Source organism: Kitasatospora sp. NPDC052868, from assembly GCF_044547105.1.
Classification (GTDB): Bacteria; Actinomycetota; Actinomycetes; order Streptomycetales; family Streptomycetaceae; genus Kitasatospora.
Genome location: NZ_JBITZW010000003.1, coordinates 12,539 through 38,451, shown reverse-complemented (window position 1 = coordinate 38,451; position 25,913 = coordinate 12,539). Strand labels below are relative to the sequence as shown.

Below are 25,913 nucleotides of genomic sequence, written 5' to 3'. Positions count from 1 at the left end.
CTCTTGATTCCTTTTCTTGCACCGGCCGGATACGGCGCTGCGTGCCGCTAGCACCATGAGGCGAAATGAGAACCACAATATCCGACCTCTCCGAGGCGGCTTTGCGGGGCGACTGGAGCCCCCTCATTAGGGAATCCGAGAAGGCCCAGGGGAAGCATTGGGCCGAAAATGCCCGGTGTTCCGGGCGGGATACCGACATGTTTTTCCCTTGCGGGGACAGCCCGCAGTCCGACCCGATCGAAACGGTGGAACGACTAGGGCTCTCCCTGATCAGACCGCTGAACCTGTGCGCGGCCTGCCCGCTGACGACCGCCGCCCGCTGCCTGGTCGAGTCCTTGCGCAACGACGAGGAATTCGGGATTCGTGGGGGCCTGATCGCCTCGGAACGCTCTGCTCTGCGCGCCAGTTGGCAAAAGCGCATGGACACGAACGCTGTGCGTCGGGCGCTGCGCGGCTCGACTGCGGCGTTGAGCAAGGCCGAGCGCAATGAGGTGATCGCCCGGTTCGCGGCGGACCCCGAGATGGACGCCGCCGCTGTCGCGCGGGGACTCGGAATCACCCACGATTACCTGTTGAAGCTGGCACGGGCCCACCGGCAGAAGCGCCGAACCCAACTGGCCCCGCCGCTGTTCCGGAGTGCTGACGCAGCCTGACGGCCGCAAGGAAACGATTCTTCCCGCAAGGAATTCCTTGCGACCTGGAGCTTACCCATGTCTCAGAACAATCCTATGGCCTCGGCGCGGACAAGTCTCGGGGATGAAATCAGGAAGGTTGCGCCCACTGCGGTGCTGGTCCGGATCTTTCCGGTGCGGAGGGGCTTCACCTACCTCTTCGAGCCTGATTTCTACCGCACATTTCTCGATCACAAGACCGAAGATGGCGTGGCGCGGCTGGTCCGCCGGACTTTCGGCAACCTTGCGGACTGGCGGGTCGCCCATGACTTTTACCTTCCGACCGGGGATCTTTATCTGACCCCGGAGCCGCACCAGAAGGGGTACATCCCGGAGGACGACCAGACCTTCGGCCTTGTGCCGGCGCGGCGAATAGAGATATCGGACGGGAACTTCGGATGAGCGAGATAGCCACGGAGTTGGTGTGGTCGTCGTCCAAGGCGTGCAGGGGCTCGCGGCTCGTCCTGCTCGCTCTCGCCCGGGAGGCGGACGACCAGGGGCACGCGACCCTGACTCTGGAAGAGATATCGCGGCTGACCGGGCTGACGGTCCGCTCGATTACGACGTGCCTCGGGGACCTGGCATCGCTCGGGGAGCTGAGCCGTGAACGCGGAGGAGGGGCGTCCAACCCCAGCAGGTACTCCATCCTCCTCGTCGGCCAGGCCGGCGGGACGGCACCACACCAGGGGACGGAACTTCCTTCTTCGGGCTCCGGCGTCCCACAAGCCGGAAGAGATTTCCAGGAAGAGGCTTCCCGGAAATCTCCGGCGGCGGACTCGAATTGGAAGTCTCTTCCCGGAGAGCCGGAAGTTACTTCCTCACGTGCGCGTGGTGGTAGTACTCCCTACGGGAGTACTACCACCACCAAAAAGCAAGCTAGCTTCGCTGATTCAAATCTCCGGGAAGTCCCTGCCGGACAGGATTCGGTCGAGGTCCCGGAAGGCGCCCGGGAGCTGGTGGCGGCGATGACCGGGGCCGGGATGGTCGTCGGCTGGCGGCTGACCGGTGCTGAATGGGATCGGGTAACAGCCCTCGCGGCCCGTTGGGGCCACGAACGGCTGGTCGAGATGGTCGCCCGACGTTGGAACTCCGAGCGCCCGCCGTTGTCCGCCCGATACCTGCTCCGCATCTGGGCGGACCTCCCCGACCAGGCCCCGGAACTGGCGGCCCGGACCAACGTCGTCCCGCTGCGGAGGCAGCCCGGAACGTGGGTCCCCTTCCAGAACACCGCCCAGCCCAGCGCCTACCAGAACGGATTTTGATCATGGCTCCCGACCCAGAGCGCGCGGGCAGCGCCGCATCCCTGCGGGCCATGGAACGGATACTCGCAGCGAGAGGGCTACAGGCCGTGCCGGAAGCGATGGACGACGACTCGCCGGAGGAGAACCCGGGACACCAGCAGTGGCACCGCCGGGCCCGCGCGGAGTACGCCCTGGGCCGCTGGAACGCCGCGACGCCTCCCCGGTACCGCGACGCCGACGCGAGCCTCCCGGAGGTGCAAGCCTGGGCCGATCGCGCTCTGGCCGACAACGCCGCCGCCGGTGCCCTGCTCCTGACCGGCCAGACCGGCACGGGCAAGACGCACGAGGCGTACGGCGCACTGCGGAGGATCGCGGCCGGCGGGCCGGACCGGTTCGAGCTGATCGCGGTCAACAGCGCCGACATGTACGGCAGGTTGCGGCCCTCCCAGGTCATGGGCTCTGCCGAACGTGAGCTCCGGCGGCTCAGCGAGGTGCAGTACCTGTTGCTGGACGACCTCGGCACCGCGAAGGCGTCGGAATGGGTGGAGGAGGTGACGTACCGCCTCATCAATTACCGGTACAACCACTGCCTTCCGACCGTCATCACGTCCAACCTTCCCGCGAGGGACGAGACCGGACCCGACCTGACTGGCTTCGTCGGGGCCCGGGTGGCGAGCCGACTGGCCGAGATGGTGACCAGCCTGGTCCCGATGATCGGCGCGGACCGCCGACGCGGCGGGAGGGCAGCCTGATGCCCGTTCGCCTGCAAGGGGTAGCACCAGCCGCCGCCCTGTCCACAGCCTGTGCATACGTCGGGCCCCACAGCCCCTACGCGAATCCCTTCACGGCCGGGGACCGAAGCCCGTCACCAGCCGGGCCCCCGATGGACGCAGAGGAAGCGGTGGACCTGTTCGCCGCGACGCTCCGAGGGCCAGTCGGCAGCTTGTACGCGGACGAGTTCGCCCGCGCGCTTCGCGGCCTCGACCTCATGTGCACCTGCCCCCTCGACGTGCCGTGTCACGCGGACGTCCTGCTCCGTCTCGCCAATGCCCCCGGCGACGGCAACACCATCTCCACCAGCAACTCCATGGAAGGCCCCGCGATGCCCCACCCGATCATGGTCTCTGCGGCCGAACACCTCACGGCCGGCGAGCAGCGACGCGCCGCTGCTCGGGAAGCCGCCTTCCACACCTGGGGCCCCCGGTCTACCAAAGCGGCGGCCCACTTCGCCCGCCAACTCCTCGGCTCCGAGGCGGCCACGCTGGAGTGGCAGACGCTGGGTCTCCTGTCGTTCGAAGAGCACCTCCAGGCGTTCGCCTCGCTCGACACCGTCGGCGGCCAGCACCTGGAGCTGTACTACTCCGACCAGGGCGGCACGGAGTCCATCACTCTGCGGGTGTCCTGCATGAGCTGCCCCAGCCAGCACGTGCACGAGGTGACCTCTCTGGAACAGCTCGGCCGACTGCTCTCCCAGACCCCGGCCTGGCAGTTCATCAACCCGCGCGAGGAGGGCGACCTCTGATGTCCCACGCGCACATAGACCCGGTGATCGGCAGCCAGCAGTCCGCGATCCCGCTGAGGAGCATGACCCTCTGGGACCGGACGGCGATCATCCTGCTGGGCGCGGCGGGCTTCGCATTCTCCTACGACGCACTACGGCAGATCGCGATAGCGATCCACGCGCGCGAGACCTTGTCGTACTTGTTCCCGCTGTTCATCGACGGGTTCATTGCGTACGGGGTGAGGGCGATCGTCCTGCTTCGCCACCAGCCGTTCCTGTCCCGCCTGTACACCTGGTTCCTGTTCCTGGCGGCCACGGCGGCGAGCCTTGGCGCGAACGCGCTGCACGCCATCACGCTGAACCGCGGTCCGCAGTCCGCGCAGTCCGCACTGCACCTCGCGGACAGCGTCGTCGGGGTGCTGTCGATGCTCGCGCCGCTGGCGCTGGCGGGGTCGGTCCACCTGTACATCCTGATGGCGCGGACCGTCGAGTTGTCCGTCCGGGACGGGGCGGATGGCGGTCCCGGACCGGTCCGCGAAGGTGCCGAGGACTCCGCGAGCGGCGTGCAGGCAGCTGTGCCCTGTCCGCTGGACACCGGCGCCCACTCCGGGACGGCGCCCGCCTCGTCCGCACCGTCCCGGACGGTCCGCACGCCTGTTGACCTGCGAAAGACCGCAGAGCACCGTACGCAGGAGCCTCCTGCGGACGAGCGGGGGGCGCGACCGTCCGCAGCGGCGGACCAGGAGGACGACGGGCAAGGACCGGCGGACGGGAAGCCCTCCGGCAGCCCGGACGGGGAGGTACCGGCGCCTTCCCCGGCGGGTGCCCAGGCACCGGCGCCGGCTCCGGTCTCCGCCCACGCGGACGACGACGAGCCGTCCGTCCGGGACGACGCCGAACCGTCTCAGGACCGGGAAGCGCCGCCGTCCCCGGCAGCGGCTGAAGCACCGGCCCCGACGCCCGTCCCCACCCCTGAGGACGACGGCGGACCGGCCGCCCGGGACGACGCCGAACCGTCGCAGGACCGGGAGGCCGATGACGAGTGGCTGGAGGACTTGTTGCCGGTCGCCCGGGCCGCCTACCAGGAGAGCGGACGGATCAGCCGTGACGCGATCAAGGAGGCCGTCCGCGCACGGCAGCCCATCAGCAATGACCGGTTGGGCGTTCTGCTGGCCCGGTTGAAGGACGAGACGGACCAGCGCGCGACCGCCCCCGCCGCTGCCTCCAGCGCCCTTTGGTGATCTCATCTCATCGGGCCGCGCGGTCGCTGCCGTCTCCACCGCAGCGACCGCGCTCAACCCCGCAGACCAGGAAGGAACAGCCATGTGGCGACGCCGTCAGAACGACGCGGAGGAGACCGCGCTCACCGAAGGCGTGCACGCCGCGTCCGCGCTCGCGGCACACCTCCAAAACGGCGGCCGGCTGCTGCCGGTCGAGGCGGCGGATGTCCCGCTGACCGTGGGAGAGACCGCCTTCGCCGACGTGTGGTGCTCGGCCGCCCGCTTCTACGGGACCAACGTCGTCTATCCGCGGTCGACGGGGTACTGGGAGAACCACCCGACGTTCGGCCGCCAGTGGGTGCCCAACGCGCTCGACGCCCGGCGACGGCGGGAGGCTGAGGCAGCCGCCGAACCGCAGTGGCGTGACCACACACCGGCTCGCGTCGTCCTGACCTCCACGGGAGTGCGGCTCCGGCCGACCAGCTCGATGGACTGGATGCCGTTCGACCATTGCCTCCTCACCGACCTCACGGCAGGACCGCACGGGCTGGTGCTCTCGTACAGCAGATGCGCCCCGTTGCTGGTGGCCGGGCCTGCCGCGTCCTGGCTCGGGGTGGCGATCGAGCACCTCCGCCGGGCCGAGTAACCCAGCCTCCAGACCGAGAAGCCGGAACCTAATTCCAGGAATTAGGTTCCGGCTTTTTTGTTGATTCGAGTTGTCCGCAGACCCCTGTGAGGATTCAGGCACGGCCAACGCCACAAGGCGTTTCGGCCCGCAGGAGCCCCGGATTTCGGGCTCTCATTTTCCTGAGAGGGGCTGATGGCCTTGATATGAGCGGACGCTTTTCGCACACCGTCCCCCCTGAACTATGCCACGGGCTGACGGGCACTGGAAACGGCATCTGACCTGGATGAAGGTCTGCCGGTGAACCCAGTGAACAGCTACCGGACCAGGACGGCACAGATCCGCCCGTGGCCCGTGGATTCTACGGCGAGCACCCGCCGATAAAGCCCGCAGAGGCAATCCCCCTCCTCTGCGAAGGGGTGTTGCGGCCCCTTCCCCCTGGGCCGCAACACCCGCTCTCTCAAATCCCTTGCACCGAGATTGTGGATTCCCCATGCCTCGATCCAGCCGTTTCATACGCATATCCGCAGCCATGGGCGTTGTCGGCACACTGGCCGCGCTCTCGACTGGCTGCTCCAGCGGCCCGGAGGCTTCCCCCCGTTCCTCGGCCGCGCAGTCGAACACCATCTCGGCGGGCTCCGCAGAAACGACTGCGGTCCAGGTCGCAGAAGCCCCGGCGGCACCGCCAAGCGCTTCGTTGCTGGCGGACATCGAACAGACCGCGCGGGCCTTCACCGCGGCCTACGCCGAGCACGACGCCCGCGACGGCAAGGACGCCTCGTTCGCCGACGCCGGAGCCAGGGCGGCCCAGTTCGCATCCGGCGACTTGGCGCCCATCCTCAGCCAGAAGCGCCCCGGCCAGGAAGCGGCCTGGGCCGCGCTCCGCGCCGAGCAGGCCCGGCAGGCGGTCGAGATCACCTCCACCGCGGTTCCCGACGGCGCACCGGCACCCACCCGGGCCGTCGCCCTGGTCCGGGTGAGCTACACCCTCACCACGACCCCGGCCTCCGGTCCCGCGCGGCGAAGTGGCGAACAGCTCGCCCTGCGACTTGAGCACACCTCCCAGGGCTGGCGGGTCACCGCCTTGCCCTGGGCGTGACGGGGCCTTGATGAACAAGGGCTCGAAGTTCGGCCTGAGCCTCGTCTCCGCCATGTTGATCAGCGGCGTCGCCCTGCTGACCACGTTCGGCGGGGCCGACAGCGCCTCCGCCCAGGAGGCCGGCCCAGGCGGCGGCATCAAGACGGACGCACCCGTGCCCGGCTGGGTCCGCGACCTCATCAACAAGCACGCCGGCCTGTGCCCGCAGGTGACGGCCAGTCTGCTGGCCGCCCAGCTGTACACGGAGTCCAACTTCAACCCCGACGCCGTCTCCCCTGTGGGTGCGCTCGGGATCGCGCAGTTCATGCCGGGGACCTGGGCCGAGCACGGCGTGGACGGCAACGGCGACGGGATCAAGGACATCCGCAATCCCGCCGACGCCATCGCGGCACAGGCGAAGTACGACTGCACCCTGGCGAAGGAAGTCAAGAACGTACCGGGCGACTCCACCGAGAACATGCTCGCCGCGTACAACGCGGGCGGCGGGGCCGTGATCAAGTACGGCGGCATCCCCCCGTACGAAGAGACCCGGAACTACGTCCGCACCATCCGCGACCTGGCCGCCAAGTGGGCGGATGCCGTCCAGCCGGACCTCCCGGCCGGCAAGGGAGCGGCCCGCGCGATCTCCGCCGCGAAGACCGCGTTGGGGACTTGGTACCAGTGGGGCGGCTCCTGCGAGTCGCCGTACACCGGTATGGGCGGCTGCGACTGCTCGTCGCTCACCAAAATGGCCTGGGCCGCCGCAGGCGTGAACTTGCCGCGGGTGACCTATGACCAGGTCAGAGCCGGAACGGCCGTCGCCAGTGTCTCGCAACTGGCCCCGGGAGACCTGCTGTTCACCGTTCCCGGTGCGTCCGGCCCGGAGCACGTCGGCATGTACATCGGCAACAACGAAGTGATCGACGCCCCGCACACGGGCGCTCAGGTCCGCATCAAGCCGCTCAGTTACTGGACGCCGCAGATCATCGCCATGCGGCACGTCGGCTAATCGCTACAAACTCCCTCATTTCATCCCACACGTATCAAAGGGCCTGAACATGTACAACCTGCTGTCTGTCGCCGCCGACCCCTCCCTGCACACCACCCTCGCCGCGGGTGCCGACGTCGTCTCCGGCGTCAAGCCGGACTGGGGCCCCTTCGGGAAGCTGGGCGGGACCGCGAAGGTCATCCTCGGCGTCATCGCCGCCGTCACCCTCGTCATCGGCGCCGGCGCGTTCCTCGCCGGCGTCGGCAAGTCCAAGGGCTGGTTCGGCGAGGGCCACTCCACGATGGAGAGTTCGCGCGGCAAGGGGCTGATGGTCGGCGGCCTGACCGTGGTCTTCCTGGTGGCCAGCTTCGGCACGATCTTCGGCATCACCTACGGCATGGGCGTGTGACCCGTGACCTCACGACTCCGCAGGAGAAACGATTCCTCAAAGGCGGCCCGGCCGGCAGCGAAGCTCACGGGCATCGCCGCCGGCGGCGTCGCGGTCGTCACCGCGGCCGGGGTGATCGTCACCCTCGCCACCGGCTCCCCTTCCACGTCCGCCCCCTCGGCGTCCGCGCCCGTCCAGGCGGCCCCGCAGGTGAACGTGGAGCGCGCCCGCACGGTCGACGGTGTCGCCGTGGGCTACCCGCACACGCAGGACGGCGCGAAGGCGGCGGCGGCCAACTACACCGTGGTCAGCGGCAGCGCCGCCTTCCTCACCAACAGCGAGCGTCGCCACCGCGCCGTGGCGGCCATGGCCGCGCGGGATGCCGCCGACATGGTCGGTAAGAAGGCCGACCTGGCCGCCACTCAGGCGGTCGCCTCCCTCCGGGGCGACACCACTGAGCTCTCCGCCGAACAGTCCATCGCCCGTACCGGCGTCCTCTCCGCCCGCATCCTGGGCTACGACGACCAGGGGGCCATGGTTCGCCTGTGGACCACGACCGTCCGCGGCAGTGCGGCCGGGCATGCGACCCCGAAGGCGGGGTACCGGTCGGTGACGGTGACCCTCGTGTGGGAGGCCGACGACTGGAAGCTCAAGGACAGTTCGAGCGCCGCCGGGCTGGTCGCACCGATCGACGCGCGGCAGGCGTCCAACGTCGCCGGGGACTTCTCCGGCTACGTGCCGGCCGCTGCGGACGACCCGGTCGTGACCGGTGCGCTCCGGCCGGACGGCTTTCCCGCACCCTACGAGCGGAGCGAGCGGGGGGCACGTGCAGCTGCGGTCAGCGCCGTCATGCTCTACGGCGACACGCGCTTCTTCACCGATGAGCAGTGGCGGCACCGGATGCTCGCGGCCACCGCTGCACCCAGCGTGCTCAAGTCGGTGACGTCGGACTCCGACGCAACGGCCCGCCTCGTCGCGGAGAACCGCGGGGTCGGCACGGACGGCAAGTCGGCGGACGGCAGCGAGCTGATCACCCGGACGGCTGTCCTGGCGACCCGCACCATCTCGCGCTCCGACCAGGCCGCGAGCATCGAGCTGTGGACCGCGTCGGCAGGCGGGGTCGCGGGCAAGGAAGAGACTCGCCGCCCGCAGGTCGCCTTCCTGCGGATGACCGTGGACCTCGTCTGGGTCGATGGCACCTGGAAGACGACCGCCGTCACGCCGTCCGCGCCGCTCGTTCCGTCCCCGCCCGCGATGCAGCAGGCGGACTCGGCGGACGCCTTCGCCGAGGTGGGGGGTGCCGGCAATGCGCCTGCGACTGCGTGACGACGCCCCCGGCCTGCTGCGAGTAGAACGGACCGCTCCGAGCCGCTGGCGGCGCAGGCTCCAGACCATCGCCATCGTCAACGTCGTCATCGGGTTCCTCTTCGTCCCCTCCGCAGTGGCGAACCCGTTCTGCTACATCCCGATGGTGTGCGAGGCGAAGGCCGCGATCGACTTCGTCAAGGACCCGCTCGGCTTCTTGCTGCAGAAGCTGACGGAGGCCAACATCTGGTTCCTGCGCAAGATGCTGGAGCTGATCCAGGCCACCACCAAGATCGACCTGACCTCGCCCGGCTTTCTGAAGCAGTACGCGATCATCTTCGCGGCCTCCTCCCTGCTCACCGTGGCCCTGTGGCTGATCGCCGTGGCCAAGCGGGCGGTCCGCGGGGTCGGCATCACCACCGCCATGGGTGAGGCGATCGGCTTCCTCCTCCTCCAGTTCGTGGTCAACGCGATGACGCCGGGAGCTCTCGCCCTCCTGCTCAAGGCCATCGACGAGGTCACGGCCGTCTTCGAGCCCTACGCAACGGAGAACTTCAAGCCCTTCTTGGAGAACATCCTCAAGGTCATGGCGGCCAACCCGAGCGAGGGTGTGGGGCAGCTGCTGGTCGTCAACCTGATCATGATGGCCGGTGCCCTGCTGATGTGGATCGAACTGCTGATCCGCAGCGCCGCGATCTACGTGGCCGTCGCTCTGGGGCCCGTCGTGAACGCGGGCCTGGTCGATCGCGACCTGTGGAACAAGAGCAAGAAGTGGTTCGGCGCCATCTTCGCCATCGGCCTCAGCAAGCCGGTCCTGTTCGCCCTGCTGGGTCTGGGCGGCGCGGTCCTGAGCGACAGCACGGGCTCCATGTCCGACCAGGTCTCCAAGACCCTGGTGGGCGCGCTGATCCTCCTCCTCGCGGTGTTCGCGTCGGCCACGCTGTACAAGTGGCTGCCGGAGTTCGGCGACCACATGGCCCAGCTCCACCACGACCGGAAGACGGCCCAGTCCTCCGGCCCGGCCGCCGCGATCGACGGTCCCGGACAGCACGCGAACCGGGCGATCAACTCCCGGGTGCAGGACGCCCTGGTGGGCGGCGGCGGGAAGTCCGCCGGCGTCAAGGCGGCCGGAGCCAAGATGGGCGGCGGCACCGCTGCCGCTGGCGGGCCCGTCGCGGTCGGGGCGGCCGTGGCCAAGGCCGGGCTCGACATGGCGAAGAACAAGGCCGCCAGCTCCCCCGGCGCGCAGGGCTCCGACGCCGCCAACGGTGGTCTCGGGCAAGCGGAGGACAGCAGCCACACCGGAGCACCGGGCGCCCCGACGGGCACCTCCTCCAGTCCGGTCGTCGGCTCGTCCCCGGACTGGTCCGCGGCCAACGGCCACGCCGGTTCCGAAGCACCGGCCACCGCCCAACCCGGGGGCACGGCGTCCGGCTCTGTCGTCGGCTCCGCCCCGGACTGGTCTGCGGCCAGCAGCCACGCGGCATCGGAGGCTCCGGCCACCGCCCGCTCGCAGGGCGGAGCAGCCTCTGGCCCGGTCGTCGGCCCGGCTCCGGCGCCCTCCGGCGGCGGCGCGGCGTCCGACGCTCCGGCCACCGCCCGCCCGCAGGGCACCGGTTCGGGCCCGGTCATCGGCCCGGCCCGGCCAGCGGCCAGCGGCAGTCCCGCACCCGCGCGCCCGACCGGCACCGGTGGGGCACCGAGTCCCGCACGGCCACTCCCTCCACAGGCTCCACCCCCGGCACCGGCGCCCCCCGCGCCCGGCCCGTCCACGGCGCACTCCTCCCCTTCCCCCGCACCACGAACCACCTCGGGCCCCGGGCCCTCCGTCTCGCCCGCGCCGCCTTCACGGCCGACTGGCGGACAAGCACCCGGGCGGCCCGACCCCAGCAAGGACCGATGACCCATGTCGACTCGTACATATCAGTTCGGAAAGCACCGCCCGACAGGGCTGGTCGGCCGCCGCGACCTCGGCGAACAGGTCGTTCTCGGAAGCGGCGCCGTGATCGGCCTGATGCTCGGCTTCGCGTTCAGCGGGGCGACCGTCCTCGCGGCTACCGGCCTCGCGCTGCCGATCCTGCTCGCCCTGGTGCTCGTGTACGCGCCCTACCGGCCGAAGGGCACGTCCCAGCGGCGCTCGATCTACCGCTGGTGGCGGATCAACCGCTACCACCGCAAGGCCCTCCGCCGTACTGGCGGTGTCTGGGTGTCGCCCGCCGTCGAGGCTGGCGTGCGCAGGGACGGGACTCCTCCGGACGCCGCACTGACGGAGCCCGAAGGCATCGCGGGCATGACCTGGGTACCGGTCACGGTTCGCGGGCAGCAGGCCGTCGTCGTCCTCCAGCCGGAGGCCGGCTGCGTCACCGCCGCGCTGGAGGTCACCTCTCCTGGCCTGGGCGGCAAGGACGTCGGCGAACAGGTCGTCGCGCTGGAGCGCTGGGGCGAGGTCCTCGACGCCTTCGGCAACGTCGAGGAACACCCGGTCAAGCGGATTCAGGTCCTGGCCCGCCAGATGAAGTCCGATCCGTACGCCCACCAGCGGTTCATCGCCCAGCGCGACCAGTCCGCGGCGACGGCCAACGCCCCGCAGTGGCTCAAGGACTCGTACGACGAGCTGGCCAACGCGGTGTCGACCAGCGCCGAGGAGCACCGGTACTACATCACCATCCACGCGAAGTTCACCCGGGACCTGGCGGCCGAAGGCTCCGCCAGGGGAAGCGGTGACGACGGGATCGCCGCCGCGATGGCCATCTACCTGGACGAGCTGTGGTCCCGCGCCGAGGACGCCGACCTCTCGGTGGTCGCCCCGCTGGACGAGGGCAGGATGACGGCTCTCATCCGTAACAGTTACGACCCTGACCACGCCATCTGGGACACCGACCTTCCCCGGGCGCACGCCTTCCCCCGCAACGTCGACGTCCGGCAGGGCACCCACGTGGCCACCCGCGCGGCAGGAAGCACCGAGAGCTGGTTCCACGCCACGGCCTACGTCGCCAGCTGGCCCACCACCCCCGTCGGCCCCGGCTTCCTGTCGCCCCTGCTGATCGGGATGCCCGACGTCATCCGGACCTTCTCCATCACGCAGCAGCTGGAGCCCAACGACAAGGCCGTGGAACGCATGCTCGCCGAGGACACGAACAACCAGGCGGAGATGCACCGCGACCGCCAGCGCGGCAAGAACATCGACCCCCGCGACCAGATCGCCGCGAACGCCACCGGTTCCCGCGGCATGGCCCTGGCCGCCTCCGGCGCGGCCGGCGCCGCAGTCGTCGGCTACATCACGATCTCCGCCCGCAGCGTCGAAGAACTGGAGCGCACCAAGCGCACGACCGCGAGCCGCGCACGCAACTCGAACCTGCGGATCGAGTGGCTCGACCTCGAACACGCCCGCGCCTTCGCCAACACCCTGCCCCTCGCCGGAGGCATCAAGTGAGTGACCTGCTGAACCTCGCCCCGCTGTCCCCGATGCACCAGACCGTGCGCCGTCCGCTCTACACAGAGACGACCACCAGCCAGGCCCTGTACCTGCCGGTGGCGCCGCCGACCCTGGGCAGCGCAGGCGCGATCATCGGCCGTGAACTGTATTCCGGAAAGGCATTCATCTACTGCCCTTTCAGCGCATTCGGCGACGGCTTGCCCGGCGGAAACATGATCGTCATGGGTGACACCGGCCGGGGAAAGAGTTCCCTGACCAAGACCTACGCAGCTCGGCAGATTCGCCTGGGCCGGAAAGTCGTAGTGCTTGACACGAAGGAGCAGAAAGAGAGGGAAGAGGGCGAATGGGCGGCTCTGGGCCGGTCGCTCACCGGCAAGGCCCCGGTGAAGTTCGCCCCCGGTGGCGGGTCCGGCGCCTCCTGCATCAACCCAATGGACCCCGCCATCGCGGGTAAGCGGCAGGTCGAGCTGGTCAGGACGATCGTTGAGCTCGGGCTGGGCAAGCCCTTGGACGAGTTCGCCGGCTCCGCCCTGCGGATCGCGATCCGCAGGGCCCACCACCGGGCGGACTCCCTCGGCCGCACACCGGTGCTGGCCGATGTCGCGGAAGCGCTCCGGGCACCGGAGGAGTCCGACGCTGTCGCCAAGCAGCGGACCCGGGACGAACTGCTCGCTGACGGGCTCGAAGCGAGCTACGTCCTGGACCGGCTGTGCGGCAGTGAGCAGGACTCGACAGGCGACCTCGTCGGCATGCTCGATGGGCCGACCAGCCTTGGTGTCGGCCTCGACACCGACATGGTCGTCTTCGACCTCACCAAGGTTCCCTCGGGCGGCGTCGCGATGACGATCTTGGTAGCCGTGATCTCCGTATTTCTGGAAGAGGTGTGGCTGCGACCGCTGTGCGAGTGCGGGACGGAGCCGAGCCAGCACGAGCGTGTGGTGGTAGATGCGGACTCCGGCGCCTGGGAGGTGGGGCCGAACCGGGCGACGGGTTGCCGCCGCTACAGCCAGCGCAAGCGCATTCTCATTGCTGAGGAAGCGTGGCATATTCTCGGCACCCCTCAGCTGGCCGCCCTGCTCGAAAAGTTCCTGAAATTCGCGCGCGGCCTGGGGTTGTCGTGCATTTTCATCGTCCATCACCTGTCAGATATTGATGACTCCCCTGAGACGCAGGCGGCACTGAAAATGGCCGACACCGTGGTCATTTACTCGATGAAAAAGGCCGAAGCGGAAGCCACCGTGTCCAGGCTGGGGCTGCCGGGGTGGACGGCGGACCACATCGTGCGTCTGCGTCGGGGAATCGCCCTGTGGGTGGTGGGTGAGGTGATCTATCCCGCCGTGCAGCACCTGCTGGTGGTGGCGGAACAGCACCTGTGCTTCTCCTCCGGCTCGATGACCGACGTCTCCTCCAGCTACCCGGACGCCGCGTGAGCGGCTCCCGTCACCTCCACCTGACCACCGGCCACGTCCAGGAAGATCCGGAAGGGACGCACTCCATGACCATCGCCACCACCGGGACCGTGCTCCCGACCGACCACCACGCGGTCCGCGGGGACATCGACCAGCTGCACGCCGACGCCCTCGAACTGGCACGGCGCACGAAGGCGCTGGCCACCGCCCTCGACCACGGGGACTACTCCGCAGCCGGGGGCCGCGTCCGAACCGCCGTCACCCACCTGTGGCGTGCGGCTGAGGACCTTCACCGCGCGTTCCACACGGCCCCTCCGCGGTCTGCGGGGCCTGATGCGGCGATCTCCCAGCTCTGCGGCCGGCGCATGCGCTACCTCGCCGCCCGTGCCGGACAGCGGGCCGCGTAGTGGACGTCATGCCCAGCGGAATCTCCGTGGCCCTGTACGCCATCGCGGCGGTCTGCGCGGTGGCCATGGCCACCGTCTGGCTGCTGATGAAGCGGTCCGCCCGCAACGCAGGGTTCGCGGACAAGGGCCTGCTCAAGCGGCAGCTGTCGGCCTCGGCCGTTCTCAAGGCCACGGAGATCCGGCCCTCTCTCACCCGCGGTGACGACAACCCGCGCCGCCCGGCGGTGGATCTGGCGAAGAAACGATCCGCCACCCGCTGACCCTCCTCTCACCCCTCTCTCGGAGCACGTCATGCAACACCCCCTCTCCCCTCACGACTTCGGCTACTCGCTGGGGACCTCCCAGCGCCCGAAGGGCGTGGACCTCTGGTCCCGCGCCGACAAGGCGTGCCGGGTCATCGGCCCTATGGGCTCGGGCAAGACGCTCCGCTTCTTCGCCCCGACCATCCGCCGGTGGCCCGGGCCGGTGCTCGCCACCTCCACAAAGGCGGATCTGGTCGAACTGACCCTCGACGCTCGGCGAGCGGGCGGCAGGCCGGTCCTGGCCTTCGACCCGCAGGACATCGCCCCCTCCGTGCCGAGGTTCCGGTGGACACCGATCGCGGGCGCCGCCGAGACCGAGACCGCGATGATGCGGGCCAAGGCGTTCGTCGCCGGCTCGCGCACCCCGGGGGCGGCAGCGCAGTCAAGCGAGGGCGCCGCCTTCTACAAGGGCCAGGCTGCGAAGATCCTTGCGGCGTACTTCCACGCCGCCGCGCTCGACGGGGCGAGCCTGGATTGGGTGTTGAAGTGGGCGCGCAAGCTGACCGACCCCGCGCCGGTCGGCATCCTCGACGCCCACCCCGGGGCCGGGCCCGGCTGGGCGGACATGCTCCGAACGGCCACCAGCGGCGACAGCCGGACCGTCGGCAACACCGCCTCGACCCTGGACGCCGCGCTTGCCCCCCTCATGCACGAGTCGGTGGTCCGGGCCCTGCTGGGAGACGGCGAGGACCCCACTGACTTCGCCGAACTCCTCGACGCCGGCGGCACCGTCTACCTGCTCGGTAAGGACTCCGAGGTGAACAGCGTGGCTCCGCTGACCACCGCGATCACGGAAGACTTGCTCGACATCGCCGAGGCCCACGCCGTCGCGTCGCCTGCCGGCAGACTCGATCCACCCCTCCTGGGCGGGCTGGACGAAGCGCCGAACATCGCCCCGATCCCCAGCCTGCGGCAGCGCGTCGCCGACGGCCGAGGTCGCGGGATCACCGTGATCATCGGCCTCCAAGGCTGGGCATCGGCCCGCGCTCGGTTCGGCGAGGACACCGCGAACGAGCTGGCGAGCTTCACCAACAACGTCATCGTCTTCGGCGGGGCGAAGGACCCCGGCTTCCTCAAGGACCTGTCGGACCTCTGCGGACAGGTCGAGCGCGAGCGCACCACGAAGACCAGCAGCGGCGGCGACCGCGGCAGCCACTCGACCGCCACCCACATGGCCCTGGAGCCGGTCCTGCGGAGCGACGAGATCAGGTCGCTGCAAGAAGGACACGCGCTCGTGCTCGCCGACAACTTGCCGCCGGTGATCACCCGACTCGATGGCATGTGGACCTGGGAGTCCTGGCCGGAGATCGAGGCGCACGTCCACCAGCTGCGTGAAGCGAACGAGACGGAGCGCCGCCGGCGGTCCGCGGCGAAGAAGAAGCAGGCCGCGGCTCACGCCGCCGCCTGGGCCGCCCGGGGCGCCGCCGCGTGACGAATCCACTCGCCCAGTACAAGCCCTTCCCCGAGGCGCCCGCGCTCATCCTGGAGTACATCGCGGAGCGGAGCGCGGAGGAGTCCGTGGTCGACGGACCCCCGCCGTGGGACCTCGGCGCGCTGTCGGCCGAGCTCATCGAGCCGATGCCGACGTGGCTCGACGCGGTGTGCCGCTGGCTGAACGAGGCGTACGCCTGGCAGCCGCAGGACGTGATCCCTCCCTGCTGGAAGCAGCACGAGGGCCTGGGGTACGAGATCGCCGCCCTGGCCTTTGCCCGAGACGACGCCTACGCCGACGCGGGCTCAACCGTCGTCTGGCACGAGCAGTACGACCGGTTCGTCAGCCGCATGAACAAGGTGCTCGGCAAGGCAGGCGACGAATGCCGCCTTGGACGACACGAAGACCGACCCGCACGATTCCAGCTCGCAGCCTGGACCGAAGAGAACACCGGAGCTGCCACGTGACCTCGAACCCCCACATCGTGTTCGACACCGACCCGCAGCGCGGCCTGCTTGCCCGAAGCGGCTGGGAGCAGGTGGAGGCCCGCTCCGTGCTCCGCGATCTGGGATGGGAGTGGCAGGAAGAACTGCACGCGCTCGTCCCACCCTCTGACACACCGGACGTCGACGCCGGAGTCCAAGCGGTGGAACAGCTCCACCTGCACGGGTACCGGACGGGGTTCGCAGTGGGCCGGTTCGGCGCAGTCCGGCTGACCCTGGATCGCGCCGAACAGGTGCTGACGACCGTCACCACGCAGGGGGCCGGGGAACCGCACGCCGAGTCCACGCCCACCTCGCAACCGGCGCGGCGCCCATACGCGGCGTACGGCGAAGCCGCTCTGGCAGCGGCGCGGATCGAGCCTGAACGTCCAGGCGCACCTGCCGTCTAACCGGTGACGATGTCGGCTGCGCGGACCATGATCCGCAGCCAATGGGCTCGTGGCAAACCGGTGCACCGCTCCGACCGGACGAGGGCCTGCCGAGAACTCGCACACAGCCAGCCCTGAACTGATGACACAACGTTTTACGTAATCGTGATCAGAGGTGATGGGCTGGCTGACCGAGCTTGAACGACGGCCGGGACAGGCACGTTTCGGGCCTCGCGGCGGTTAGAGCCCACCGACGGCAGGGAACGGCCCCCAGAAAGGGTCTCGCAGGCTTCTCAAGGTTGTCGCGAACCGTTTGACCAGCGCATTTACGCACGGCAGGCTCGTGCACATCCCTTCTATCGCTGCTCAGCGAGGAGATTCCTTTGCCCAGGAAGACGGCATTCACACTCGTTGTGGAACTCGAACGGCAGGAAGGCGCCCCGGCCCCGGTCACCGAGTTGCTGCATGCGCTCCAGGACGAGCTGGACGGCACCGACCTCTGTGTCGAGACCGGGAAAGGCGACGCCCAGTTCCACCTCACCGTGGCTGGCGTGCTCACGGCCGAAGACCCTGACAAGCGCGTCTAGGTGCAGTCAGCCCGGCGGGCAGCACGTGTCTACGTGCTGCCCGCCGGGCTGTTCTGCTCCACCCTCGCCTCGTCACGATCTGGGCGTCACATCAGATGTAGTCGACGAAGTCGCTTCTGCCGTGCTCGATGTAGGCCGTGAGTCCGGAGTCCCGCGCCGCAGCAACCTGGCGCAGGCGTTCCATGCTCCGGGGGTTGAGGACGTCCTTCCAGTCCTCGACGGGTCGGGCGTCCCACTCGCTGTGCTCGGCGGGGTCCAGGTGGATCGCCGTGAGATGTTCGGGGCTGAGCGTGCCGCCGTCGAAGATCAGGCCGAACTTCGCGGCAGGCCAGGTCGGTTCGGGCGGGAGGAAGTGGACGGCCAGCAGCCGGCCACACTCCAGTGTGAGGGCGGTCTCCTGCTGGGTCTCGCGGACCGCAGTCTGGCGCGGGGTCTCGTCGGGGTCCATCTGGCCACCGGGGAACTGCCAGATCTGGCCCCTGTCCGGCTTGTAGACCGAGGAGTTGAGCAGCACCGGCTGGCCGTGCTGGTCGGTGATGTAGAGGGAGGCATACGCGGTCGCGCGGGGAAGGGTAGCGATGAACTCTTCCGGCGGGAGCCAGCTGCCGGCCTCCGGATCGGGTTCAGGCAGGAAGCTGGTCACCGGCCACTCCAGTCGGTGGGGGTGTTGAGGACGTCGGCGGCCCACTGGTAGTGGCCGGTGTCGCGGATGTCCTTGTCCTGCTCGGGGTAGAGGTCGCAGCTGAGCAGGGCGATCGTGTGCAGATAGTCGGCAAGGTCGTCGCGCCGGTCGGCGGGGAGGTCCTCGGCGGCGGCGGCCAGCAGGCGGTTTCGGACCTCGACGCGGTCCGGGTCGTACATCCGGTAGTAGGCGCAGGCCCCGGCGAGGTCGTAGAGCGGGTCTCCGAGCAGGGTGAAGGTACCGAAGTCGATGACGCCGGAGACCTTGCCATCGGCGACGAGGATGTTGTCCGGGTAGAGGTCGCCGTGGATGACGCCTTCGGGTCCGGTGTAGGGGCGGGCGAGGCGCGCGGTGAGCCGGTCGGTGACGCTGTCGACGGCCGGGACGTCGAGGCGAAGGTGGGGCAGCACCTTGGGGAGCTTCTGCGCGAGGAGGCGGCGCAGGAAGGCGTGCCAGTCCTCGCCCTGGTGGGCCGGGTCGGGGTCGAGGAGCATACGCCGGTCGAGCGGGGTGGTCAGGCGCAGGCCGGTGAAGTCGCGGACTGCGCCGAGGTACATGTGTTCGGTCGCCGGGTCGGTGAGGTCGAGGGCGTCGCCCATCGGGGTGCCGGACAGGCGGGTCTCGGTGACGGCCAGCAGGGGGCCGTGCTGCTCGATGCTCTGGATCTCGGGCAGGGCGTAGGGGACGGTGTTGCGGGCGAAGCGCCGGTAGAGGTCGGCGATGGTCTCCAGCGCACCGAGCTGGTCGGGGTCGGCGTAGACCTTGAGGACCTGGTCGTGGCCGAGGGCGTAGACGCGGGCCTCGGTGCCGGCGGCGATCAGGTCGGCGGGGGTGAGTCCGCGGGCTTCGAGGAGGGCGTTCTCGGCGTCGGCGGTGATGCTGCTGGCGTCTCGGCGGGTGATCACGGCGTGCTCCGGGTGATGGCGGTGACGACGGTGCGGTTCTCGGCCCGGACGGGGCCGCCGGTGAAGTCCCCAGCGAAGGAGACGACGGCGAATCCGGCCTGGTGCAGGACGTCTTCGAGTTCGGGTCGGGAGTACATGCGGGTGCGGCAGGTCGCGGACCAGCCGGGCCGGGTGTAGGTGACGTGGGCGTACTTGGCCTCCCAGTCGTACCAGGCGCTCTCGGTGACTCCGCCCTGCGTAACGGTTTTGGTGCTGATGGGTTCCGTGCCGTGCCGGTTCTCGTGTTCGGCGCGCTCGCGGGTGGTCAGTTCCATGACGAGGTGGCCGCCGGGCTTGAGGGCGGTGGCCCAGGAGGTGAGGGCGGCGAGGTCGTCGGCTTCGGTGTCGAGGTAGCCGAAGCTGGTCCACAGGTTGAGGACGACGTCGAACTCCCCGGGCGGCGGGTTGCGCATGTCGGCCTGGTGGAAGTCGGCGCCGGGGTGAAGGGCGCGGGCGCGGGCGATCTGGTGGGGTGAGGCGTCGATGCCGGTGACGTGGAGTCCGCGGGCGGTGAGGGGGCCGGTGTGTCGGCCGAAGCCGCAGGGGACGTCGAGGACCCGGGTGCCGGGGGCCATGAACTCCTTGGCGCACAGGGCGTCGAGGTCGGCCTGGGTGCTGTCGTACTTGCCGAGGGCGCGGAAGGTCTCCTCGAAGCCGGGGTCGAAGAAGCGGTCGGCCCAGTTGTCGGGGGCGGTCACGAGGGCGGTGTCGTTCACGGCGTGGGCTCCAGGGTGTTCAGCAGGAGGGTATGGAGGTCGCGGGTGTCGGCGACGACGAGGTAGCGGGCAGTGACGTCGGGGCCGTCGAGGCGGACCGGGTGGCCGTGCTCGTCGGTGATGTGGCGGCCGGTGGCGGTGAGCAGGTGGCACAGGGCGGCGATGTCCCAGGCTCGGTGGCCGCACATCTCGGCGACGGCTCCGGCGGCGGTGCCCCGGGCCACTTCGGTCAGCGCCCGGGTGGACTCGAAGGCGTCGACCAGCAGCGGGTTCCCGGCGGGCAGCCGCTCGCGGAGCCCGGGCGGCTCGAAGTAGCAGGCGTGGACGGGGCGGTGGTCGGCCGGCTGGGCGATGGGCCGGAACGTCGCCTGGTCGCGGTCGGCGACGGCGAGGACGCCCGCGGCGGGGAAGGAGGCGATGGAGAACTCCGGCGTGCTGCCGCGCCACGCCGACACGAGCACGGCGAAGTCGGTGGAGCCGTCGAGGTACTGGCGGGTGCCGTCGAGGGGGTCGATGTACCAGGTCAGCGCGCGGCCGGTGGCGCGGTGGTGGTGGGTGTTGGGGTCTTCCTCGGTGAGGATCACTCCGGTGGGGTCGAGGTGGGTGATCGCCTTGACGAGGAGCTGTTCGGCGTCGGTGTCGGCAGCGGAGACGAGCGTGCCGTCCGCCTTGCGGCGGATGTCCTCGGGACCGGCCATGCCGCCGCCCGGCCAAGTGCTCAGGAGCCGGGCGGCGGCCTGGTCCACGGCCGCGACCAGGCTGCGCGACCAGTACGCGGACCCGCCCAGCAGCGTCACCGCGGGCTTCCCGTCAGCGCGGCGGCGATGCGCTCGCCCCACGCGGGCCAAGAGAACGCGGGGTCGTAGGCGGCCGGGGTGCGCGGCCGGTGGTACTGGGTGCGCATCGCGGCGATCAGGTCGGCGCGCTCGTGCTCACCTTCGCCGACGGTCAGGTGGATCTCCTCGGGCTGGCGGGGGTGCATGCCGGGGATGTCGCTGAGGATGGTCGGGCGCCGGTGGGCGATCAGCGCGCTGGCCGGTCCGGAGGTCTCGCCCAGCCAGGGGCCGCGCAGCTGGATGCCGCAGTCCGCTGCGAGCAGCAGGGCGTCGAACTCGGCGTCGCTGAGGTATCCGGTGTAACGGACGGTGGGGTCGGCCGGGACGGTGAGGCCGTCGCGGGCCTCACCGGCGAGCAGGAGCAGGGCGTCGGCGGGGCGGTCAGTCCAGGTACGCCAGGCGTCGAGGAGGACGGGGATTCGCTTGTAGGCGCCGAGGAAGCCGAAGGTGGCGAAGACGAACGCCTGCTCGGGGATGCCGTGCCGGGCCCGCGTGCCGGCCACGGGGGTGAGCGGGTGGACGGGGAAGGGCAGGTGGCGGATGTCGGCGGCGGGGTGGCGGTCGGCGAGGTGCTCGGCCAGCAGCGGGGAGTGGACCAGGACGCGGGTGGCCGCCTTGATCGCCAGGTCTTCGACGCGGGCGTTGAGGCTGTAGCGGTCGACGTGCGGGTGGTCGGCGAAGTACCGCTCCATCGCCGCCCGGGTGTCCAGGCGGGCGCCGACCGCGGTGGACACCCGGTCCAGGACGGCCTGCTGCTCGTCGGCGGGCAGCTGGTCCCACGCCTCGTAGTAGTAGTCCAGGTTGTTGTACTCGTGGAGCAGGACCGTGCCGGGCCGGGCTGCCAGCGCCCGGAACGCGCCGTGGTGGAGGGTGTTGTTGCCCAAGTGGTAGAGGACGTGGTCAAAGGCGGCCGGGTCGATGCCGGAACCGGCGATCCGGCGGGTGGTGAAGTGCGGGGCGAGGTGGGGCAGGGACTGGGTGATGTACCCGGCGACGCCGCTCTTGTCGCGCGGGGCGGGGCCCCAGACTCCGAGGGTGGGCAGCTGCTCAGACACGGGCCGCTCCGACGACGGGGCGGGCGGCGTTGATTGCCTCGCTGTAGGCGGCGGTGGTGTTGGCGACGCAGCGGGTCATGCCGAAGTTACGGGTGGCGCGGTCGGCGGCGGCCCGGCTGGCGTGGGCCCGCAGGGTGGGGAGGGCGGCGAGCTCGTCCAGCGCGGCGGCGTAGGCGGCGGGGTCGGCGGTATCGACGAGCCGACCACTGTCAGCGGTGACCACCTCGTTGAGGCCGTCGATGTCGCTGACGACGGCCGGGGCGCCGTGCTGCATGAACTCGATGACGGCCAGCCCCAGCCCTTCGGCGGTGCTGGGCTGGGTGACCAGGTCGGCGGCCTCGGCGAGCAGGTCGCGTACCTCGTCGCTCTGGTCTGACAGGAGCGTGACCCGGTCGCCGTGCCGGGCGGCGCGTTCGGTCACCTGGTGGAGGTAGGCGGCATCGGAGCCGTTGGTGGAGCCGAACAGGACCACCCGGCAGTCGGCTCGGGTGGCCATCAGCTCGAAGGCGTCCAGCAGCCGGTGCTGAGCCTTGCGGGGGGTGTAGCGGCCGGTAAGGGCGATCAGCAGGCTGTCAGTGGGCACGCCCGCGGCCTGCGCGAGGAAGTGGCGGGCCACCCGGCGGTCGTGGACGCGCGGCCGGTGGCGCACGCCGAGGTGGACGGTGCGGATGCGCTCGGCCGGGTACCCGAAGCCTTCGGCCTGCCGGGCGAAGGCTCGGCTGCCGGCGAGCACCAGCGTGGGCGTGCACCGGCTGGCGACGAAGCGGGAGCGGGGCAGGCCGCCGGGCTCCGTCTCGGGCCGGGTCTCGTGGAAGGAGGCGACGACGGGCACGGTCTCGGCGAGGCCGGACATGTGCGTCAGCAGCAGCGCGGCCTGGGTGTGGGTGTGGATCACGTCGACCTGCGCGTCCCAGAGTGGGGCGAAGTCGTCCAGGGCGGCGAACAGGCCCCGCTCCCACGGCACGGCGTTGGGGTCCGGCGGCTGGAGCAGCGCGCCGCCCCGCAGGACCCGCACCCCGTTCTCCCACCTGACGGCGGGCTGGTCCGTCGAGTCGCGGTTGGTGAGGACGGTGACCTCGTGGCCGGCTGCGGCGAGGTGTTCGGCGAGGCTGGTGACGTGGGTCTCCATGCCGCCGTGGCGCGGGCGGTAGGTGGTGCTGACCAGGCCGACGTGCATGCGGTACCTCCTTCTCCGGGCGGGGAGTTGGTCAGGCGGCGGGCAGGTGGTCCAGGAGCTGGGGCAGGGCGGTGATCACCGGAACGGGCAGTTCGCGGTACACCTGGTGGCGGTCGTAGAGGACGGTGGAGGTGATGCCGGCCCGCAGCGCGCCGAAGATGTCGTTGATCAGGCCGTCCCCGACGAACAGCGCATCCGCGGGCGCGCAGCCGAGCTGGCCGAGGGCGGAGGCGAAGATCCCGGGCTCCGGCTTCTCGACTCCGGTGATGGTGGAGTCCACGACCACGGTGAAGAAGTCGAGCAGGCCGAAGCGGGCGAGTTCCTCCGTGAGGGTGCCGTCCGAGTTGGAGACGGCCGCCACCGCCAGGCCGCGCCCGCAGATCTCGCGCAGCACCGGGACCGCGTCCGGGTCGAGGTCGCGGTACAGGTCGGTGCGGTCGGTGCAGCGCCGCCAGGCGCGGCGGCCGGTCTCCGCTCCGACGCCCAGCAGCTGCCCCCACACCGCGCCGACCTTCTCCGGCCGGCTCAAGCCCTGCGGGAAGTCGAGGTGGTGGGCCTCGGCGGCGGTGGCCAGCGCGGCTTCGGCGGTCTTCGCGCCGACGCCGGGGGCGCCGACTGCGGCGAGTTCCTCGCTCATCACCTGTCCGCTGGGGTGGATGAAGGTCATCCCGATGTCGAACAGCACAGCCTTCACGCGAGCACCTCCAGGAAGGAGGCGTCGAGGGCGGGCCGGGTACCGGCGCACATCGCCAGATACTCCGCGCGTAGCGCGCTGCCGATCGGATGGTCACCGTGGCGGGGGCGGTGACCGTCGATCTGGCCGACGATGCGGACCTCGTCCAGCGTGCCGGTGACGAAGACCTCGTCGGCGCCGTGCAGGTCGCCGGGGGTCAGGGACTGCTCGGCGGCCGGGATGCCGAGCCGCTCCGCGAGGGCCAGCACGGTGGCACGAGTGATGCTGGGCAGGATGCCGTCCGCGAGCGGTGGGGTGGTGATCCGGCCGTGCCGCACGGCGAACACGGCGGCACCCCCGGTCTCGGCGACGTTGCCGTGCTGGTTCAGCAGGATCGCCTCGTCCGCCCCCTGCTCCAGCGCCTCCAGACGGGCCAGGCGGAACCCGGAGTACGCGGCCCCGGTCTTCGCGGCGGTGGGCAGCGCGTCGTCCGCGATCCGCCGCCGGGTGCTGACGATGCACCGCATCGGCTCCACCGGACGGGGCGGCGCCGGGAAGCACGTGACGATGGTGCCGGTGGTCATCTCGGTGCGGTCCGCGGTGTACCGGCCGGTGTCCACGTACACCGACGGACGCACGTACACCTCGCCCTGCGGGTCGAGCGCGGCCAGCAACTGCTTGATGCCGTCGCGCAGTTCGGCGGCGAGGCCGGGGTGGGGGATGTGCATCAGGGCGGCGGAGGTCTCCAGCCGCTCCAGGTGCGCGTCCAGCCGCACGACGGCGAGGCGGCCGTCCGGCTGCCGGTAGCCGCGCAGGCCCTCGAAGACGTTCACCGCCCGCATCGCGGTCTCGGCGCTGACGTGGACCGTGGCTTCCGCCCACGGCCCCACCTTCCCGTTGTGCCAGATCAGCTCGGGGACGTTGCTCATCGTCCTTCTCTCTTCCGGATCGGGGGGACGGTGCCGGGCGGCCGACCGGCCGGGTCGGCCGTCCGGCACCGCGCGGGGAGGGGGGCGTCAGGCTGCGGCCGGCACCTTGACGTCCAGGTGGGCGGCGAGTTCGAGCAGCGCGGGGGTCGCCTCGCGGCGGCACATGAAGTCCTCGTCCCGCGCGCCCTCGACCAGGTACGGGCGGAACACCGACCCCTCCTCGAAGCCCTCGCGGTCCAGGAAGAACACCTTCATGCCGCGCTCGCGGGCGCGGGCCTGCACCCGGCGGCGGTCGGCGTGGCTGCCGATCACCAGCAGCGACTTCGCCCCCGGGAGGAAGGGGACGTCCGGGATCTGCTCGTGGTAACGGCGGACATAGTGCTCGTCCAACCCGGCCCTGGCCATCAGACCGTCGAAGTTGTTGGTGATCACGGGCCCCACGAGGTGCCCGGCGTCCGCCAGCCCGCGCAGGGTCCGGTGCCCGATGGTCGGCTCCGCCTGGAGGCACGCCCGGGTCATCTCCGTCAGCTCCGGCATCTTCGACTCCGGCGCACCGAGGATCTCGGGAAGGAACGTGTCCTCCCCGGGCGACAGCACGAACCGGTGGTCGCTCATGTCCGTCACCCGGTAGACCTCGTGCAACCGGTGCAACGGCGGCACCCCGGCCTCCACCGACATGCCGCACCCCACCTCGACCTGGAACGGCAGGAAGTCCGCCAGCTTGGACAGGTCCGGGATCAGCGTCGGGTTGCCCCGCTCCTCCTTGATCCGCATGCCGGCCGCCATCACCTTCCACGGCATGTTCTGGTCGTGGAGGGCGGGCATGTGCCCAGCGGACGTGATCGTCACGTCCAGGCTCTCGTACCCGGCCGGGAGGGTGCGCCCGGCGAGCTCGTCCTGCGGGTGCACGCGGTTGGGCACCACCGTGCACTCCAGGTCCCCGCGCCGCCACCGGCCCTGTTCCCCCGGCTGCCAGCCGCCGTCCGCGAGCGCCTTGCGCACCCGGTCGAAGTGGTGCGCCAGCTCCGCCTCCGGGTACGAGGCGCTGTGGAAGACGTACAGCTCGGGGACGGTGAGCACCGTCCCGCCGCCGGTCCGCTTGGTGTCGTAGCGGTAGCGGTAGTGCAGGATGCGGCGGCGGCCATCCTCCGGGCCGGTCCAGCCCGATTCCGCCGCGTTGCGGGGGTCCTGAGTGCGCCGCCACAGGCCCTCTTCCAGGTCGCGGGGCCGGTCGCGCCGGCTGACGTACCGCTCCCACCGCGTCGCCAGGGTCGGCGAGAGTTCCTGTGCCTCGTACGGGAAGTGCATGGTGCTCTCCCTGCTGTCGATGTCCGCGCCGCGAGGGCGCCCAGCCGGTTCCGTGATCGAGTCCCTGCATCTGCGACAGGCGCACAGCGCCGCGCGGCAGGGAAGTGCAGCAAGATCACGGGACTCACGAGC

At 70.5% G+C, this 25,913-nt stretch carries 29 protein-coding genes; 20 read left to right on the top strand and 9 right to left on the bottom strand.

Features of this window, described 5'->3' with window-relative positions; all coding sequences use genetic code 11:
* The first annotated feature begins 65 nt into the window (after nucleotides 1–65).
* The 20 genes from ACIGZJ_RS06655 (at nucleotide 66) to ACIGZJ_RS06560 (ending at nucleotide 17,461) form a co-directional block, all read left to right on the top strand.
* A complete protein-coding gene (locus ACIGZJ_RS06655; RefSeq protein ID WP_053684484.1) occupies nucleotides 66–653 on the top strand; it encodes a WhiB family transcriptional regulator in 588 nt (195 codons plus the stop codon).
* Nucleotides 654–710: 57 nt separating this feature from the next.
* A complete protein-coding gene (locus ACIGZJ_RS06650) occupies nucleotides 711–1,073 on the top strand; it encodes a hypothetical protein (RefSeq protein ID WP_159040802.1) in 363 nt (120 codons plus the stop codon).
* Nucleotides 1,070–1,933, top strand: coding sequence for a hypothetical protein (locus ACIGZJ_RS06645; RefSeq protein ID WP_396456257.1), 864 nt, complete (start codon nucleotides 1,070–1,072; stop codon nucleotides 1,931–1,933). Before ACIGZJ_RS06650 ends, ACIGZJ_RS06645 begins: the two co-directional genes overlap by 4 nt.
* A gap of 50 nt (nucleotides 1,934–1,983) precedes the next feature.
* Nucleotides 1,984–2,664 carry an ATP-binding protein gene (locus tag ACIGZJ_RS06640; protein ID WP_053684510.1) on the top strand — a complete coding sequence of 227 codons (681 nt, stop codon included), beginning with the start codon at nucleotides 1,984–1,986 and terminating at the stop codon, nucleotides 2,662–2,664.
* Nucleotides 2,664–3,434 (top strand): DUF6195 family protein, encoded by a 771-nt coding sequence (locus ACIGZJ_RS06635; protein ID WP_234349696.1) that lies wholly within the window; start codon nucleotides 2,664–2,666, stop codon nucleotides 3,432–3,434. Before ACIGZJ_RS06640 ends, ACIGZJ_RS06635 begins: the two co-directional genes overlap by 1 nt.
* Entirely contained in the window at nucleotides 3,434–4,654 is a 1,221-nt protein-coding gene (locus ACIGZJ_RS06630; RefSeq protein WP_053684479.1) for a DUF2637 domain-containing protein, read from the top strand. Before ACIGZJ_RS06635 ends, ACIGZJ_RS06630 begins: the two co-directional genes overlap by 1 nt.
* Nucleotides 4,655–4,736: 82 nt before the next feature.
* Complete coding sequence (locus tag ACIGZJ_RS06625) at nucleotides 4,737–5,279, top strand: hypothetical protein (RefSeq protein ID WP_396456256.1); 543 nt, start codon at nucleotides 4,737–4,739, stop codon at nucleotides 5,277–5,279.
* A gap of 676 nt (nucleotides 5,280–5,955) precedes the next feature.
* Nucleotides 5,956–6,357, top strand: a complete 402-nt coding sequence (locus ACIGZJ_RS06620) for a hypothetical protein (protein ID WP_234349695.1) — start codon at nucleotides 5,956–5,958, stop codon at nucleotides 6,355–6,357.
* A gap of 10 nt (nucleotides 6,358–6,367) precedes the next feature.
* Nucleotides 6,368–7,345 (top strand): bifunctional lytic transglycosylase/C40 family peptidase, encoded by a 978-nt coding sequence (locus ACIGZJ_RS06615; protein ID WP_053684473.1) that lies wholly within the window; start codon nucleotides 6,368–6,370, stop codon nucleotides 7,343–7,345.
* A gap of 49 nt (nucleotides 7,346–7,394) precedes the next feature.
* Nucleotides 7,395–7,733, top strand: a complete 339-nt coding sequence (locus tag ACIGZJ_RS06610; RefSeq protein WP_030460595.1) for a hypothetical protein — start codon at nucleotides 7,395–7,397, stop codon at nucleotides 7,731–7,733.
* A 3-nt stretch (nucleotides 7,734–7,736) separates the two neighbouring features.
* On the top strand, nucleotides 7,737–9,038 hold the full coding sequence (locus tag ACIGZJ_RS06605; RefSeq protein WP_396456255.1) for a hypothetical protein: 1,302 nt from the start codon (nucleotides 7,737–7,739) through the stop codon (nucleotides 9,036–9,038).
* Nucleotides 9,019–10,920, top strand: a complete 1,902-nt coding sequence (locus ACIGZJ_RS06600) for a hypothetical protein (protein WP_234349693.1) — start codon at nucleotides 9,019–9,021, stop codon at nucleotides 10,918–10,920. Before ACIGZJ_RS06605 ends, ACIGZJ_RS06600 begins: the two co-directional genes overlap by 20 nt.
* Before the next feature lie 3 nt (nucleotides 10,921–10,923).
* Nucleotides 10,924–12,450, top strand: coding sequence for an SCO6880 family protein (locus tag ACIGZJ_RS06595; RefSeq protein ID WP_053684471.1), 1,527 nt, complete (start codon nucleotides 10,924–10,926; stop codon nucleotides 12,448–12,450).
* Nucleotides 12,447–13,883, top strand: coding sequence for an ATP/GTP-binding protein (locus ACIGZJ_RS06590; protein ID WP_053684469.1), 1,437 nt, complete (start codon nucleotides 12,447–12,449; stop codon nucleotides 13,881–13,883). Before ACIGZJ_RS06595 ends, ACIGZJ_RS06590 begins: the two co-directional genes overlap by 4 nt.
* A gap of 65 nt (nucleotides 13,884–13,948) precedes the next feature.
* The gene (locus ACIGZJ_RS06585) at nucleotides 13,949–14,269 is read left to right on the top strand and encodes a DUF6238 family protein (RefSeq protein ID WP_396456254.1); all 321 of its coding nucleotides are present in this window, start codon (nucleotides 13,949–13,951) and stop codon (nucleotides 14,267–14,269) included.
* 8 nt (nucleotides 14,270–14,277) lie between these two features.
* Nucleotides 14,278–14,529 carry a hypothetical protein gene (locus ACIGZJ_RS06580; protein WP_159040800.1) on the top strand — a complete coding sequence of 84 codons (252 nt, stop codon included), beginning with the start codon at nucleotides 14,278–14,280 and terminating at the stop codon, nucleotides 14,527–14,529.
* Nucleotides 14,530–14,560: 31 nt separating this feature from the next.
* Nucleotides 14,561–16,003, top strand: a complete 1,443-nt coding sequence (locus tag ACIGZJ_RS06575) for a type IV secretory system conjugative DNA transfer family protein (RefSeq protein WP_053684465.1) — start codon at nucleotides 14,561–14,563, stop codon at nucleotides 16,001–16,003.
* On the top strand, nucleotides 16,000–16,470 hold the full coding sequence (locus ACIGZJ_RS06570; RefSeq protein ID WP_053684462.1) for a hypothetical protein: 471 nt from the start codon (nucleotides 16,000–16,002) through the stop codon (nucleotides 16,468–16,470). Before ACIGZJ_RS06575 ends, ACIGZJ_RS06570 begins: the two co-directional genes overlap by 4 nt.
* The gene (locus ACIGZJ_RS06565) at nucleotides 16,467–16,895 is read left to right on the top strand and encodes a hypothetical protein (protein ID WP_199840503.1); all 429 of its coding nucleotides are present in this window, start codon (nucleotides 16,467–16,469) and stop codon (nucleotides 16,893–16,895) included. Before ACIGZJ_RS06570 ends, ACIGZJ_RS06565 begins: the two co-directional genes overlap by 4 nt.
* 362 nt (nucleotides 16,896–17,257) lie before the next feature.
* The gene (locus ACIGZJ_RS06560; RefSeq protein ID WP_396456253.1) at nucleotides 17,258–17,461 is read left to right on the top strand and encodes a hypothetical protein; all 204 of its coding nucleotides are present in this window, start codon (nucleotides 17,258–17,260) and stop codon (nucleotides 17,459–17,461) included.
* A 91-nt stretch (nucleotides 17,462–17,552) separates the two neighbouring features.
* On the opposite strand, the gene ACIGZJ_RS06555 is transcribed toward ACIGZJ_RS06560, so the two are convergent.
* The 9 genes from ACIGZJ_RS06555 to ACIGZJ_RS06515 all read right to left on the bottom strand — a co-directional run bounded on the left by ACIGZJ_RS06555 (nucleotide 17,553) and on the right by ACIGZJ_RS06515 (nucleotide 25,781).
* Complete coding sequence (locus ACIGZJ_RS06555; protein WP_053684460.1) at nucleotides 17,553–18,104, bottom strand: NUDIX domain-containing protein; 552 nt, start codon at nucleotides 18,102–18,104, stop codon at nucleotides 17,553–17,555.
* Nucleotides 18,101–19,048, bottom strand: a complete 948-nt coding sequence (locus ACIGZJ_RS06550) for a phosphotransferase family protein (protein WP_396456252.1) — start codon at nucleotides 19,046–19,048, stop codon at nucleotides 18,101–18,103. The genes ACIGZJ_RS06555 and ACIGZJ_RS06550 overlap by 4 nt, the downstream gene beginning before the upstream one ends.
* On the bottom strand, nucleotides 19,045–19,803 hold the full coding sequence (locus ACIGZJ_RS06545) for a trans-aconitate 2-methyltransferase (protein ID WP_053684457.1): 759 nt from the start codon (nucleotides 19,801–19,803) through the stop codon (nucleotides 19,045–19,047). The genes ACIGZJ_RS06550 and ACIGZJ_RS06545 overlap by 4 nt, the downstream gene beginning before the upstream one ends.
* Complete coding sequence (locus ACIGZJ_RS06540) at nucleotides 19,800–20,600, bottom strand: inositol monophosphatase family protein (RefSeq protein ID WP_053684455.1); 801 nt, start codon at nucleotides 20,598–20,600, stop codon at nucleotides 19,800–19,802. The genes ACIGZJ_RS06545 and ACIGZJ_RS06540 overlap by 4 nt, the downstream gene beginning before the upstream one ends.
* Nucleotides 20,597–21,694 carry a hypothetical protein gene (locus ACIGZJ_RS06535; RefSeq protein WP_053684453.1) on the bottom strand — a complete coding sequence of 366 codons (1,098 nt, stop codon included), beginning with the start codon at nucleotides 21,692–21,694 and terminating at the stop codon, nucleotides 20,597–20,599. The genes ACIGZJ_RS06540 and ACIGZJ_RS06535 overlap by 4 nt, the downstream gene beginning before the upstream one ends.
* Entirely contained in the window at nucleotides 21,687–22,871 is a 1,185-nt protein-coding gene (locus ACIGZJ_RS06530; protein ID WP_053684451.1) for a glycosyltransferase family 4 protein, read from the bottom strand. Before ACIGZJ_RS06530 ends, ACIGZJ_RS06535 begins: the two co-directional genes overlap by 8 nt.
* Before the next feature lie 31 nt (nucleotides 22,872–22,902).
* Entirely contained in the window at nucleotides 22,903–23,565 is a 663-nt protein-coding gene (locus tag ACIGZJ_RS06525; RefSeq protein WP_053684450.1) for an HAD family hydrolase, read from the bottom strand.
* The gene (locus tag ACIGZJ_RS06520; protein ID WP_053684447.1) at nucleotides 23,562–24,473 is read right to left on the bottom strand and encodes an aminotransferase class IV; all 912 of its coding nucleotides are present in this window, start codon (nucleotides 24,471–24,473) and stop codon (nucleotides 23,562–23,564) included. The genes ACIGZJ_RS06525 and ACIGZJ_RS06520 overlap by 4 nt, the downstream gene beginning before the upstream one ends.
* 87 nt (nucleotides 24,474–24,560) lie before the next feature.
* Nucleotides 24,561–25,781, bottom strand: coding sequence for a hypothetical protein (locus ACIGZJ_RS06515; RefSeq protein ID WP_053684446.1), 1,221 nt, complete (start codon nucleotides 25,779–25,781; stop codon nucleotides 24,561–24,563).
* Nucleotides 25,782–25,913 lie beyond the last annotated feature (132 nt).